We start from the raw sequence: 13,878 nt of genomic DNA, 5'->3' as shown, positions 1-13,878 counted from the left end.
ATGGTGGCAAGAGTGCGCCGCACCGCTATCAGAAGCGAATAGTTCCGAGGACGATGCGGCTTGCACCACGCTTTGGTGGTGCTTAAACAGTGCTACGTTTTACCGTCGTTCGCTCTTAAAATCCCAGATGCGACTTGATTCGGTCGAAGATCTCCTTCATCGGAGGCGCAGCCAAAGTCAGCGCGGTTAAAAGCCCGCCAATAATCATGCCTAAAATGCCCGAGGCGATAGCTGAACCTGCAGTTGCGCTGGAACCCTGATCGCTGCTATTTCCTGGTTGAGGATTTTGGGTTTCGGCACGTGCCGTCAGCCATTGATTGGAACTGATTGGGTGGTCTACGATGCGTACCTCGCCAATCGAGCCAAACCATGGGTCGGTAGGTGTGCCGTCAGTTGCAGACGTCCCCATGATCCACTTTCCGCCGTCGGCAAGCCCGACCGGGCCAGATCCGTCACGAAGGATAGGGGCGCCGTCGATGAACATTTCCACCATGTTCTTCTTTGGGTCATTGACTACTGCAACATGCAACCACTGACCTTTAGGGACCTCATGGGACCAGTTGGAATGGCCTTTGAAGTTTTCTCCATAGGACCACCAGCGAAGCTCACGTAGCGAGGAAACACCGAGCATCTGCGCAGGATCGCCATCAGAGTTGGTGGGGTCAGCATCTTTTACACGCTTTTCGCGGATTAGTGCATCTGCCCATCCATGTTCATCGCCGTCAAAGCGTTCATCAATCTTGACGAAGGCCTCCAACGTGTATCCATTAGGGAAATTCTGCTCATTGATGGGGGCGCCGGTGGCGGTTTCGAAGAAGTTGACATCGAAACGGTCAATTGGTTTGCTCCACACCAGGGCACCTTTATCAGACGACAACGGGTGCACGTCCGTAGTGTACGTGACATCCTCCATGACAGCAGCACCGCTTAAGCCTGCGCGGGTCATTGGAGATAGCCCGGTCGCGTCTGGGATGATGGCTCCCACGGGGACCACATCGCCGTCGTTAAGCGACTTACCGTTAGCTGTAGTAGAGCCTGGGCGCCAGTGCACAGCAGTGCCCTCCACAGCAGGGAAGTCTTGCATTGATTGTGGGCGGTCTGCCTCCGTGATTACATACGGGGAGTAATTGTCCTTCACCATGTCACGAGCTTTAGCTGCGTAATCAATATCGTCGGCAGTACCCGGCTCCCATGTCTCATTGAAACCAGCGAAACGTTCATCAAAGTTTAAGTCAATCCGGTAAGAATCACCCGTCCCCTCCGGTATGAGGTGATCGAACTGAGTGAGCTTGCCGTGCTCTTTCTGCGACACCCACGGGGAGAAGGCAGACATTTCCAGAACATTATTAGTGAGGTCGAACTGCAGCACGCCGAGTAAACCATTGCCACCCTGGTAGGCCATTTGGTAATCCTGCAGGATGTGGATTACGCGGTTGCCGGCATCGTTGGTGGTTTCTGTGTATCCGGCGCCGTGGTGGTGGCCAGCCATAGTTAGGAAGATTTGGTCATTCTTCTTAATAAACGTGTCCCATAGACGCTTGCCATAATCATCAGAAAGGTACACGGTGCCCGCGCCGTCGATGTTGGTGATCTCGTGGCTAGTCAGGATAACCGGCAAGGTGGGGTTGGCGTCCAAAACCGACTGCGCCCAGTCAAGAGTTTCCTGCGGTGCGCGCCAACCAAGTGCTAGGACCAGGTACTTCTGGCCTTCAGCTTCGAAGATATGGTACTCGGAATCAATGGGGTAGCCATTGTAGTTGTGGGTCACGCGCTCGCCGAAAGTGCTGTTCTGGGCTGCGCGCTCTACGGTGAAGGTTTCGCCGAATGGGTTTGCCCCCTGCAGCAGATCGTGGTTGCCCGGCAGGATGGAGTAGTTCAGGTCGTCGTTATCTAGGATCTGCATGGCAGAGTCCGCGACCTGCCACTCGTCTGCGTAGGAAGCGCGGTCCACGACGTCGCCAAGGTGCATAGCAAACGGCATGTTCAGATCTTGGTTGTGCTGCGCCAGCCACTGCGCCTGCACGTTGTACGGGTTCGACCCATAGCGTTCCACGTACAGGTTGCCGGTGGCCTCCGTGCCATAACGGGAGTAGAACTGGGTGTCTGGCATTACGCCGAGGGTGAAGCGGGAGGCGAGCTCCTGAGCTTGAGCATATGGAGTGAGGGAAAAGAGAAGAGAAGTGGCAACGCATGCCACGATAGGTTTACGCACGGAACTGGCATCCTTACTTATATCAGAAGAAACGAATATGTCCCTTGTGAATGTAAGGGGCGCATTTAAATTTCAGGTGAGTTCCAGGTGAACTTTCGGGGTAGTGGTGTTCAGGGGAGTGTCGTGTGGCTGTAGAGTGGAGCTGAACTCCGCGTGGGGAAAAGTCTTTGACTGGCGTCAACGGTTCTCATACAGACCTTTTGACGTGGGCAAACTGCATTACAACTAGGTCTTCTTTCCTGTACCGAAATGCACTACATTGCGTTACAAGGAAAGGGGCTTGAGCGATGAACTCGTCCACACTGTCTATTCGAATTATTGACGAAGATAAGAAACTGATCGCGGATTATGCCACCACGATGAACGTTTCGGTGGCCGAATTTGTTCGCCAAGCGACTCTAGAAACGATTGAGGACGAGCTCGACATTAAATCCTGGGATGACGCAAAACGCGAATACTATGCTGACCCAGAGACCTTCAGCCTGGAAGAAATCGAAGCTAAGTATCTATGAGTCTGTATAGTCTGCGCTTCACTAGGCGTGCTGATAAGCAGCTTTCCAAAATGGATCCTGGCGTGTGCATGGAGTGAGCTGGGTTTGTCGGGCCAGTTGACTTGAGTGTCTTTCATAGCAACCCCGCTATGGGGAGAAAGATGATGATGCCACACTGAGATTTACCAGTTCCTGCGCGATATGCAGATCATAAAGAAGGTCCGTAGTAGCTGTCGTGGAATATGTGGGTAAGCTTTGAAAGGTTCGGACAGGTCTCTGCCTTGCCGCTCATCCGGAAGGGGGGGGCAAGTCCTTGACGACCTGGAGTATTGAGCGGGTACAAACAATTTGGCACCTCACTGTGGTTGGATTTTGCACGGTTTCGTAATGAGTGGGAGGGAGATCACTAGAGGCGCTTGAATCGTGCAGTGTCTGACGATGTGCCTGAGTAACTTGAAGCCACACTAATCATGCTCTAATATCAGCGGTAATAGTTCAGCCCGCCCTAACGATAGTTAGGAGTGGGCTGGATCTCTATAAAAACCAATGGGGAGGGGACTGTGGTTGGGGCTCTTAAACCGGCTTTAACCCGAAGTCAGCATATTGACTTGCTGCGTTCGCGGGGTATGGATGTAGATGATGAAACTGCATGCCAATGGCTCAGTTATGTAAGCTATTACCGTTTGTCAGCCTACTGGTACCCCGCTCGAGAGTTCGACGCAAACGGACGGCGAAGTGACATATTTTTACCAGGCACGCGGTTTCGAGATGTAGTCGAGCTGTATGAGGCAGATCGAAAATTGCGCACATTAGTTCATGACGCAATGGAACGGATCGAAGTTGCTCTGCGAACACAGGTTGGAAGTATTTTGGCTGAAGAAGATCCTCTTCGATACACCGACCCAAGCCGTTTTCGTTCTTCGTTCCAGCACGCGGCCTGGATGGAGACTGCACAAAAGCGCATCCATCGCGCTGGCAAAAACAACGAAGCTATTAAGCATTACCGTCGGAAATATAAATCCCGGTATCCATTTTGGGTTTTAGCTGAAGTGCTCGATTTTGCGGATATCTCGCGCCTCTACGAGGGGCTGCCTTCTCGTGACCAACATCAAATTGCTAAAAATCTCGGTATTTCGATCAAACTAGATATGCTGAGCAAGAATCAGCAGCGAAAAACTAAAGCGCAATCGCCTTTGGTTCGGTGGATGGAACAAATGACCATTGTTCGTAATTTCTGTGCGCATCATGTTCGCCTCTGGAATAAATCTTTCATGCCGGTGTCGACGTCAGCGTTACGAACCCTCCCACAATTCGCGTCGCTGCCAGAAGGACAAAGCGAGCGTATCTTTGGCGTCATAGTCGTGATGGATAGGCTTCTCAGGGAGATTTCACCGGGAACTACGTGGTCAGAGAAAATATCTACTTTAATTTTCGAAGACTTTATGACTAACCCACTGGTAACTCCGGGCAGCATGGGCTTTCCAGAGAACTGGAGTATGCTCTAACGGATGTAGCTAAACCGCTAGTTCTCTAAATCCTCCAGCTATCCCCACCACGCCCGCCACTCGCTGGCGCCAGGGTAGACCGGCACGGGTATCACAGCCCCATCACTCTGGTTAACAGCACTGACCGGGCTAATCCCTTGCACCGCGTTGAGGAACCACAACGGCTGATTGGGGCGCAGCTTTCCTTCAATCACGCGGATTCCCAAGCTCTCAGCCCGGCGCGCCACCAGTTGTTGTGTCGTCGAAGGCAGGTGGCCGGCCTTCGGTAGGACAAGCATGTCGCCTTCCCAACCGACCAGCGCTCCCGTGGTGGTCTCGGCGAAGTCGCCGATAATCACGTCGTCGGTACCAGGAACAAGGTGGTGGGCGCGGAACTCGGCCAGCGCCGCCAGATCGGGTCCCTTCACCAAGGGTTGCGTGCGGGGATCCGGGACATCGCTGGTGTCTAACCACGTCAGCACAGTGTGCTCGCGCAGGAGTGGGGCGGGACGGATGTGCAGGTAAAAGTCGTTACCGAATTGGGCGATTCGCGGGAAGTTCGGGGTGCCTTCGTAGATGTGCGTGAGTAGCTCAATAGCCGCCGGCCACATCCCGTCCGGCACCTCACCAAAACGGGCCACGTGCAGCGGGTAAGCGCGTGGGGGCGCACCACGGTTCAGCCAACTTTCGGCGCGCTGAAGCGGGCCGTCAGTTTCTTGCCCTGGGGGTAGGGGGTTCCAGGTGGACGTCGAGAAGCTCCAGTAAAAAGCGTCCATGGTTAGTCCTGCAGGCCTTTCAGCACGGCCTCGGCCTTGAGCTGCTTCTCCTGGTACTCAGCCTCTGGGGCAGAGGCCCACACGATCGCACCACCTGCGCCGATGTGAACCGCGTCGCCGGACTTGGTTGCGGTGCGGATCACGATGTTCAGGTCAGCGTTGCCGCCGAAGCCCAGGTAACCGATCGTGCCGGAGTACACTCCGCGCGGGCCGGCCTCCAGGTGGTCGATGATATCCAGCGTCCTTCCCTTCGGTGCGCCCGTCATGGAGCCGCCCGGGAATGTCGCGGCAATCAGGTCCACCAGGGTGGCGTCCGGGCGCAGGGTTCCGCGGATAGTGGTCACCAGTTGGTGCACGCTGGCGTACGTTTCCACCGCCATGAGGTGCGGTACCGTCACGGTCCCGGGGGTGCATACGCGCGCAAGATCGTTGCGCAGCAAGTCTACAATCATCAGGTTCTCTGAGCGGGTCTTCGGATCCTCCTGGAGCGCGCGTGGATCAGTATCCCGCGGGGCGGTGCCCTTAATCGGCTTCGTTTCAACCACACGGTCGCGGACTTTCAGAAAACGCTCCGGGGAGGAGCACAAAATTTCCGGCTCATCAGGGCTTAGATGAAGGTAAGCCGCATACGGCGCGGGGTTGGCTGCGCGCAGCCTTCGGTACAGGTCAAAGCCGGTTCCTTGACACGTGCCCTCCCACGTGTCGGTGAGGCAGACTTCGTAGGAATCGCCAGCGGCCAGGTAGTCCTTCGCGGCGGCGATGGCACGGAGATACGTATCCCGGGACATGCGCCACTGGCCGTTGACCACGCGGGCCGGACCTGACTCGGACCGCGGGGCGCGGAGGGCTTGCTCCAGGGCGCTCATGAGGGAGTGCGTTTCGTCGTCGATAAGCTCCTTGTACAGCACCATGCAGTGCGCGGTGTTCGTGGAGTGGTCGATGGCGATGAATGCCTGCGGCATCAGCCAGAAACCACCCGGAACTGGGCGCGGGTACTGAAGATAACCCACGAATCCACCGGCGAACGGGACCTCTGCAGGAACAGTCGTGCGGTCAACGCTCTGGTTGAGGCCCTGAGCGAGGCGTTCAAGTACCTGCTCGCCGCTGATCGTGCGCGTCAGGTGGCCTGCGCCCGTGCCCATGATGGACCACGAATCGCCGGTGGCGCAGTCCAACCAAAAATGCTGCGGATGCTGGGCGCGCAGGGCTGCGAAGACGGATTCCGCGTCCGTGGTCAGCGGGTGCTGGGAGTGCAGGACCTGGAACTGGGGTGCTGGGGTCAGGCGCAGGAAGTTCGCCATGAGCGTATCCCCGTGCTGGGTGAGGATAGATTCTGGGTGGAACTGGACGCCCCAATGCGGTTGCCCGGCGACCTTGAGAGCCTGGATAGTGCCGTCTTCGCTGCAGGCATGAACCTCAAGCCCGTCGGGGAGAGGCTCGGCCACGTGTAAGGAGTGGTAGCGCACCACTTCCATGTTGTGGGGGAGGTTTTCGAAGATGCCCTCCCCGGAATGCGTAACGGTGCTGAGTACGCCGTGGTGGGGCTCTGTACAGGAGACCTCAGCGCCGGCGAGGAGTGCTAGGCCCTGGTGTCCCAGGCAGACTCCCAGAAGAGGTATGCCTTGCGATGCTTCGATGACTGCGCGGGAAGCCGCAAAATCTGCGTCTGTTTCCGGGTGCCCAGGACCAGGGGAGATAACCACGTGGCTGAACTCGCCGGCACGAATGCGCTCGGGGATGCGGTGGGTGAATACGTCGTCGGCACTGACCACCAGAGGTTCTTCACCCGATTGAGCGGCGATGAGGTGAGCCAGGTTAAACGTGTACGAATCCCGATTATCAACGAGCAGAATCACGGGGTAGAGCGTAGCAGGGCAGTGGGCCCAGCCCATAGGGTGCGTAGGCCCGCCTAATGATTACGGTCGTACGCTTCGTTGCGTTGCAGGATATCGCCCATGTTGTTTTCCACCGTCGAAATGAGCTGAAGAAGGGGTTGCGCCACGTCGTTCCCAAGGGGGCTTAAACCGTAGGTCACATGGTCTTCCTCATTGCGCACCAGGATGCCGTCGCGTTCGAGGAGCCCAAGGGTGTGGGACAACATGCGGTCACTAATGCCGTCGATACTGGCGCGGAGGTCCTTGAAGCGCAGGGGATGGGGCGCACTATCGAGGGCCGCGATGATGAGCGCACCCCATTTGCCGGAAAGGTGTACAAGTACGTCCCGTGAGGGGCATTTACTGGAGAACACATTGGCGTGCGGCATGTACGTGAGTGTATGCCCCAGTGCGGTTGAAACGGGAATTCTCCGGCACGCCTTGCACTTACTAAAAGTAAGTAATATGCTCGAGGTCGTACTTATTTGAAATTTAAAAGGAGGATCCATGAAGATCGCAGTAACCGGCGCTACAGGGAATCTTGGCGGGCACGTCATTCAAGCATTGCAGGACAAGGGAATTGCTGCTGACGAAATCGTGGCCATCGTTCGCAACCAAGAGAAAGCTGCGCCGCTGGCAGAGCAGGGCATTGACGTCCGCGTGGCGGACTATTCGGACCAGCCGGCTTTGACTCAGGCGCTGCAGAGTGTGGAACGCCTCGTGCTGGTCTCCGGTAGCGAAGTAGGGCAGCGCACGGCTCAGCACACGAACATTATTCGTGCTGCTCAAGAAGCTGGTGTTTCGCTCATTGCCTACACCAGCCTCCTCAACGCTGACATCTCGAAGTTGGGCTTGGCACCTGAGCATCGTGAGACCGAAGCCCTGTTGCGTGATAGTGGAATCGACTATGTTCTGCTGCGTAACGGCTGGTACTGGGAAAACTATGCTGCAAACCTGGACGCCGCCAAGGAAACAGGGAAATTCTTCGGGGCTGCTGGAGATGCTCGGGTCTCTGGTGCGGCGCGGAAGGATTATGCCGAAGCCGCTGCGCGCGTCGTTGCAGAAGACGGCCACGCCGGCAAGGTCTACGAGCTTGCAGGATCGCCAGCGCTGAGCTATCCGCAGATTGCTGAAGGTCTGGGCGAAATCGCAGGCCGTGACGTGGAGTACGTGTACCTCCCAGAGGCTGAATTCGCGCAGGTGCTCGAGGGTGCAGGACTGCCCGCGGAGGTGGCGCAGATGATTGCTTCCTGGGACCCCATTATTGAAGCAGGCGCCCTCTACTCGGAGAGCACTGACCTGCAGGACCTCATTGGGCGTGAAAGCACGCCTTTTGTAGAAGCCGTGCGTTAACTTGTCCGCGACCTCGCATCACTTGCGCCGCTAGAAGCATACGTTTCTAGCGGCGCAACGCATTGCGGGGCAGCGAATAGCCCCAGCTACCCCCGGCGCGCATAAATAGTTTGGTCCAGAACCTAAGCCGGGTCTATCCTTACTTAAAGTCAAACTGACCATAAGTAAGAAAGTGGCAACAATGCGCAGGTGGCACAGTCTGAACGTGAGTGAACGTCGGCAGCTTAGCCCCACCGTGGCGGTCTCCACGGTGGGCTTTGCTCTAGCGCAACCGTGGGCCCGCCACGCAGAGTCCCCGGCAGGCAGCCCCATAGATCCCGCCGACCGTGGCCTGTGGGTACCGCTGGTCCGCCGCGTCCGCCCACCGTTCAAAGGGGCGTGGGCGCTTCCCGGCGGCCCCACCCAATGGGATCAAACCCTGGGCGAATCCGCGCATGAATACTTAGTCGCAGCAACCGCAGCCGAACCGAACTACCTGGAACAGCTCTACGCCTTCGGCTCCGTTGAGCGTTCCGCCGAAGCAGAACGCACCGTCACCATCGCATACTGGGCCCAATTCCGCGACCGCGACTTCCGCGGCGCACACCCGCCCGATGATCCCAACCTTGCCTGGTTCAACACCACGAACCTGCCAGAACTTGCCTTCGACCATGCGGACATCATCGACAAAGGGCTCGAGCGGCTGAGAAAACGCGCCGAACAAACCCTGGTTGCGCACCGATTCTTAGGCGAATCCTTCACATTTGCACAACTGAGGGAAGTCCACGAAGTGATCGTCGGCAAGCACCTTGACCCCGCCAACTTCCGCAGACAGATCCTCGCCAGCGGAGAGATCGAAGAAACCGGCACCACCCAAGCCGGAGCCAAGCACCGCCCAGCCAAGTACTACCGCTTTATCCAGAAAGACCACTCATGAGCTCCGTAACTAACCTCATCCTGCGCGCCGCCCAACGCGAACGCACCTGCGACGCCGGCCTTCCTGCCGAGCCGTGGGAAGTAGACCAGAACAACTCCTACGGGCCCGGCGCCTCCCACGGCGATACTTTCGCCCCACTACCAGCCCCGCAAGGCCCACTTCCGGACCGCTACACGCAGGCCACTACAGAAGAACTCGAAGCAATGATCACCCAAGCGAAGGCCACGTTGGGCGACCGGGTAAAGATCCTGGGGCACTTCTACCAGCGCGATGAAATAGTCCAATTCGCGGACTTCATCGGGGATTCCTTCAACCTGGCCCAAGCCGCCAAAGCCCACCCGGAAGCCGAGGCCTTCGTCTTCTGCGGCGTGCACTTCATGGCAGAAACTGCAGACATCCTCTCCGGGGAGAACCAAGCCGTCATCCTGCCGAATCTTGCCGCCGGCTGCTCGATGGCAGACATGGCCACGATTACTCAGGTGGAATCGTGCTGGCAGCAGATCACCGAAGTGTTGCCCTTAGACGCGCGCGCCGGGGCGAAGGCACCCATCGTGCCGGTGACGTACATGAACTCCTCTGCGGACATCAAAGCATTCTGCGGGCGGAGCGGCGGGATCGTGTGCACCTCTTCTAATGCGCGCACCGTCCTGGAGTGGGTATTTGAGCGCGGCGAGCGCGTGGTTTTCCTGCCGGACCAGCATCTGGGCCGCAACACCGCGCGAGCCATGGGGATCGCGGACGAAGAAATTATCATGTGGCACCCCAACCAGCCGCTTGGCGGCAACACCCCGGAAGAAATCCGCGCGGCGAAGGTGATCCTGTGGAATGGGTTCTGCTCCGTGCACAAGCGTTTTACTGTGGCCCAGATCGAACAGGCCCGCGCCGAATTTCCGGGCGTGAAAGTTGTGGTCCACCCCGAATGCCCTGCGCCGGTGGTTGATGCTGCCGACGAATCCGGTTCCACCGAAGTCATCCGGCGCGTCGTGGAAGAATCCCAGCCCGGTGACGTAATTGCCATCGGCACCGAAATTAACATGGTCAACCGCCTGGCCCAGCAGTACCCTGACCGGGTAATTTTCTGTCTGGATCCTGTGGTGTGCCCGTGCTCGACGATGTACCGCATCCACCCGGCATACCTGGCCTGGACCCTGGAAGCCCTGGTGGAAGGCCGCACACCTAACCGGATCACCGTGCCCGACAATACTGCTGCCGACGCCCGTGTTGCCCTCGAGCGCATGCTTGCAGCAAAACCACGCCTATGAACAAGCACCACATTCTTGTTGTAGGAAGCGGCGTTGCAGGCTTATCTGCTGCTCTTGCGGGGGCAGCGGAAGGGGCCCAGGTCACCTTGCTGTATCCCGGGCCATCGATTGCAGATAGCCCCGGCTCTACCCAATTGGCACAAGGCGGGATAGCTGCGGCTATCGACGTCGGCGACACCAACGAGGACCACGTCCGCGACACCCTCAGCGCCGGTGCGGGCATCGTGGATCCGCGTGCCGCGCAGGCGTTGGTTGCAGGCGGCGCGCGTGCAGTACGGACGCTCATTGAACAGGGCTTTCCCGTCGACCGCCACCCCGACGGGACCATCGATTATGCACTCGAAGCCGCGCACAGCAGACCACGCGTCCTGCACGCAGGCGGGGACCGCTCGGGGTTGCGGCTCCACGAATTCCTCACCGCTGCAGTGCTGGCGGAGCCGCGCATCCACCACGAAGCCGGCCACAACCTGGAATCCATCATGGTGCGCGACGGCCATGCCACCGGTATCCGAACACCAGCCGGACAAGAGTTCACCGCTGATGCCACCGTCCTGGCCACCGGCGGATACGGCTCGGTTTACTCGCGAGCCACCGGCGCACCCGAAGCCATCGGCACCGGACTCATTGCCGCAGCCCGCGCCGGGGCACTGCTCGCGGACCTCGAGTTCGTCCAATTCCACCCCACGGTCCTCGCCGGCACCCGGCACCTCATCTCCGAGGCGGTGCGCGGGGCAGGTGCAGTGCTTCTCGACGACGCCGGCCACCGCTTCATGCGCGAGGTCGACCCGCGCGCGGAACTTGCACCCCGCGACGTTGTCTCCGCCGGGATCGCGGGAGTACTCGACCGCGGCGCTGACAACGTGTGGCTGGACGCCCGCCACCTGGAAGGCCTCGATGAAGAATTCCCAGGCATCAGCGCCTGCCTGCGCGCGGAGGGCTTTGATTGGCACACCGACCTGATTCCCGTCGCCCCCGCGACCCACTACTGCATGGGTGGAATCGCAACCGACGTTAAGGGACGCACCAGCGTTCCGGGCCTCTACGCAGCAGGCGAGGTCGCCCGCACTGGCGTGCACGGGGCCAACCGGTTGGCCTCCAACTCCTTGCTTGAGGGCCTTGTCTTTGGTGCGGCTGCGGGGCGGGCTGCAGCAACTGGCGGTGACTCTGCGCCCGCGTGGGAAGGCCGCGGGTGGTCGTCGCGAAGCACTACCGTCGACGTCACCCTCCCTGACGGGCCATGCGATACAGACCGTGCGCGCCGGGCCATCGACGCCGGCCTAGGACTCCTGCGCACCGGCGCCGGCATCGAGCAGGCACGCAGCGAACTGTCTGAGTGCGGCGGCGACATCGCTAACACTGGCCTGCTTATCGCCACGGCCGCAGCACTGCGTACCGAATCTCGTGGCGCGCACCGGCGCCGCGACTATCCCACAACGGACCCCGCGCAAGCTCACTCCATATGGCTTGCCGTGAAAGGACACCATGCTTACTGATGCACACGTTCGTGAACTAGTAGCCCGGGCACTTGCTGAAGACGCCCCCTGGGGCGACGTCACCGTCAACGCCACCATTCCTGAAGACGCGCGGTTGCGCGCCGCACTCGTAGCGCGCGAACCCGGCGTGTTCGCCGGCGGGGCACTCTTCGCCGAGGCCTTCCGTCAAGCGAGCCCGGAGGTGACCGTCACCGGACTCGTCGCCGAAGGCACCCGCTTCGCCGCTGGGGATCAGCTAGGCGCCGTCGAGGGCCCGGCGCGCGCGGTGCTCACAGCCGAGCGCGTGGCGTTGAACTTCTGCCAGCGCATGTGCGGCATCGCCACATTAACCGCACGCTACGTCGCGGCGGTAGACGGCTATGACGTGCGGATTGTAGACACCCGTAAAACAACTCCCGGCCTGCGCGCCTGCGAAAAGCACGCCGTCCGCGCCGGCGGGGGACACAACCACCGGTTCAGCCTCTCGGATGCGGTGATGCTCAAGGACAACCACCTGGCAGCATTAGGGGCCAGTGACCTGACCGAAGCGCTTGCTGTGGTGCGTTCACGTGTGGGGCACACAACCCACATTGAAGTCGAGGTCGATCGTTTCGACCAGATCGACGCCGTACTCGCAGCCGGGGTAGACAGCATCATGCTGGACAACTTCACGGTGCCTGAACTACGGGACGCAGTGGCCTACATTGATGGCCGCTTAACGACGGAAGCTTCTGGGAACGTCTCACTGGAAACCGTGCGCGACATCGCCGCAGCGGGGGTGGACGTAATCTCGGTAGGAAAACTGACCCACTCCGCCAGAGTCCTCGACTTAGGCTTGGACGCTTGCACCCCATGAGTACCTACCTCGACGCAGCGGCTACCGCGCCACTCCTCCCGCAGGCCCGCGCCGCGATGGAGCGCATCCTTGACGCAGGAAACGCGAACCCCTCGAGCGTGCACAGCCCCGGCCAGTGGGCCGCCCGCGAAGTAGCCGCCGCCCGCGCCACCATTGCCAGAGTTTTCGGGGTTCCCGATACCGGAGTGATCTTTACCTCCGGGGGAACCGAAGCCAACAACCTAGGCATCATCGGGCGTGCGCTCGCAGACCCACGCGGCCGGCACATCCTGACCACCCGGACCCAACACTCCAGCGTGCTTGCCAGCTGCGACTACCTGCACCGCCTCCACGGCTTCACCGTTGAGTACGTACCCGTAGACAACAACGGGCAGGTCCAACGCGACGACCTCATCGAGCGCCTGCGCCCCGACACCACACTCATCGCCCTGGACCTGGCCAATGGGGAAGTAGGTACCGTCACCGACCTTGACGGCATACCCGCGCACCTACTGCACCTGGACGCAGTCCAGGCCGCCGCCAGCCTGCCCGTCAGCCTTGCACCAGACGGCTGGCCCGGACCACACGCAGCCACCATGGCCGTAGCCTCCCACAAATTCGGCGGACCCCAAGGCGTCGGGGCGCTCGTACTCCCACAGGACATCCCCCTCGAACCACTCATCCACGGCGGGAACCAGGAACACGGCCGGCGCGCCGGGACGCACAACGTGGCCGGAATCTGCGGTTTTGCTGCAGCCGTAGGTGAACACGCCGCCACCGTGGGCACCCGGGCGCTGGCTCTGATGGACTCGCGTGACCGGCTGATACGTGCCGTCGAGAAGCATATTCCGGGAGCGCGCTTGACCGGGCATCGCACCGAGCGCCTACCCGGTCATGCCTCCTTCGTGTTTCCCGGGGTGAGTGGGGAGTCTTTGCTCGTGGCTTTAGATGCGGCAGGGTACGCGGTCAGCTCGGGCTCAGCGTGTCGGGCAGGATCCCAGGACCCTTCCCCGGTGCTCATCGCACTGGGGTACAGCCCAGAGGAGGCGCATTCGGCGCTGCGTTTTTCTTTGGCACAGCCCCTCGACGATGCGACGATTGCGCAGATAGTACGAGTTCTTGCTGGTGAAGTGACGCAATGGGATAAAAACAACAATCAATCAATGGGTTAAGGTAGTTGGATAATTGAGCTGAACCTACGTA

Annotated in this window: 12 protein-coding genes; 8 read left to right on the top strand and 4 right to left on the bottom strand. The window is 59.6% G+C overall.

The window, feature by feature from the left end; all coding sequences use genetic code 11:
* Nucleotides 1-115: 115 nt before the first annotated feature.
* A complete protein-coding gene (locus ATK06_RS09665) occupies nt 116-2,212 on the bottom strand; it encodes a LamG-like jellyroll fold domain-containing protein (protein ID WP_231913498.1) in 2,097 nt (698 codons plus the stop codon).
* A gap of 287 nt (nt 2,213-2,499) precedes the next feature.
* Between ATK06_RS09665 and relB the strand changes: the two genes are divergently transcribed.
* Together relB and ATK06_RS09655 are read left to right on the top strand one after the other, a co-directional pair.
* A complete protein-coding gene (gene relB / locus ATK06_RS09660; protein WP_048379088.1) occupies nt 2,500-2,724 on the top strand; it encodes a type II toxin-antitoxin system RelB family antitoxin in 225 nt (74 codons plus the stop codon).
* A gap of 500 nt (nt 2,725-3,224) precedes the next feature.
* A complete protein-coding gene (locus ATK06_RS09655) occupies nt 3,225-4,208 on the top strand; it encodes an Abi family protein (RefSeq protein WP_048379089.1) in 984 nt (327 codons plus the stop codon).
* Between the two features lie 38 nt (nt 4,209-4,246).
* Here ATK06_RS09655 and ATK06_RS09650 read toward each other — a convergent pair whose 3' ends face one another.
* Genes ATK06_RS09650 through ATK06_RS09640 form a run of 3 tightly spaced genes read right to left on the bottom strand, consistent with a single transcriptional unit; the run spans nt 4,247 to nt 7,226 of the window.
* Complete coding sequence (locus ATK06_RS09650) at nt 4,247-4,963, bottom strand: aminotransferase class IV (RefSeq protein WP_053072596.1); 717 nt, start codon at nt 4,961-4,963, stop codon at nt 4,247-4,249.
* Between the two features lie 2 nt (nt 4,964-4,965).
* Nucleotides 4,966-6,819: an aminodeoxychorismate synthase component I gene (gene pabB, locus ATK06_RS09645; protein ID WP_048379605.1), complete on the bottom strand. Its 1,854-nt coding sequence runs from the start codon at nt 6,817-6,819 to the stop codon at nt 4,966-4,968.
* A gap of 53 nt (nt 6,820-6,872) precedes the next feature.
* The gene (locus ATK06_RS09640; protein WP_083985882.1) at nt 6,873-7,226 is read right to left on the bottom strand and encodes a winged helix-turn-helix transcriptional regulator; all 354 of its coding nucleotides are present in this window, start codon (nt 7,224-7,226) and stop codon (nt 6,873-6,875) included.
* Between the two features lie 118 nt (nt 7,227-7,344).
* On the opposite strand from ATK06_RS09640, the gene ATK06_RS09635 reads away from it, so the two are divergent.
* The 6 genes from ATK06_RS09635 (at nt 7,345) to ATK06_RS09610 (ending at nt 13,847) form a co-directional block, all read left to right on the top strand.
* Nucleotides 7,345-8,190, top strand: a complete 846-nt coding sequence (locus tag ATK06_RS09635) for an SDR family oxidoreductase (protein WP_098389258.1) — start codon at nt 7,345-7,347, stop codon at nt 8,188-8,190.
* Between the two features lie 205 nt (nt 8,191-8,395).
* Nucleotides 8,396-9,106 carry an NUDIX hydrolase gene (locus ATK06_RS09630; protein ID WP_231913499.1) on the top strand — a complete coding sequence of 237 codons (711 nt, stop codon included), beginning with the start codon at nt 8,396-8,398 and terminating at the stop codon, nt 9,104-9,106.
* Nucleotides 9,103-10,368: a quinolinate synthase NadA gene (gene nadA / locus ATK06_RS09625; RefSeq protein WP_098389257.1), complete on the top strand. Its 1,266-nt coding sequence runs from the start codon at nt 9,103-9,105 to the stop codon at nt 10,366-10,368. Before ATK06_RS09630 ends, nadA begins: the two co-directional genes overlap by 4 nt.
* Nucleotides 10,365-11,861 (top strand): L-aspartate oxidase, encoded by a 1,497-nt coding sequence (locus tag ATK06_RS09620; RefSeq protein ID WP_098389256.1) that lies wholly within the window; start codon nt 10,365-10,367, stop codon nt 11,859-11,861. The genes nadA and ATK06_RS09620 overlap by 4 nt, the downstream gene beginning before the upstream one ends.
* Nucleotides 11,851-12,696, top strand: a complete 846-nt coding sequence (gene nadC / locus ATK06_RS09615) for a carboxylating nicotinate-nucleotide diphosphorylase (RefSeq protein ID WP_098389255.1) — start codon at nt 11,851-11,853, stop codon at nt 12,694-12,696. The genes ATK06_RS09620 and nadC overlap by 11 nt, the downstream gene beginning before the upstream one ends.
* Nucleotides 12,693-13,847 (top strand): cysteine desulfurase family protein, encoded by a 1,155-nt coding sequence (locus ATK06_RS09610; RefSeq protein WP_048379095.1) that lies wholly within the window; start codon nt 12,693-12,695, stop codon nt 13,845-13,847. The genes nadC and ATK06_RS09610 overlap by 4 nt, the downstream gene beginning before the upstream one ends.
* Nucleotides 13,848-13,878 lie beyond the last annotated feature (31 nt).

The organism is Corynebacterium renale (assembly GCF_002563965.1).
Classification (GTDB): domain Bacteria; phylum Actinomycetota; class Actinomycetes; order Mycobacteriales; family Mycobacteriaceae; genus Corynebacterium; species Corynebacterium renale.
Note: the sequence above shows the minus strand (reverse complement) of the source record. Positions and strands in the feature narration are given on the sequence as shown.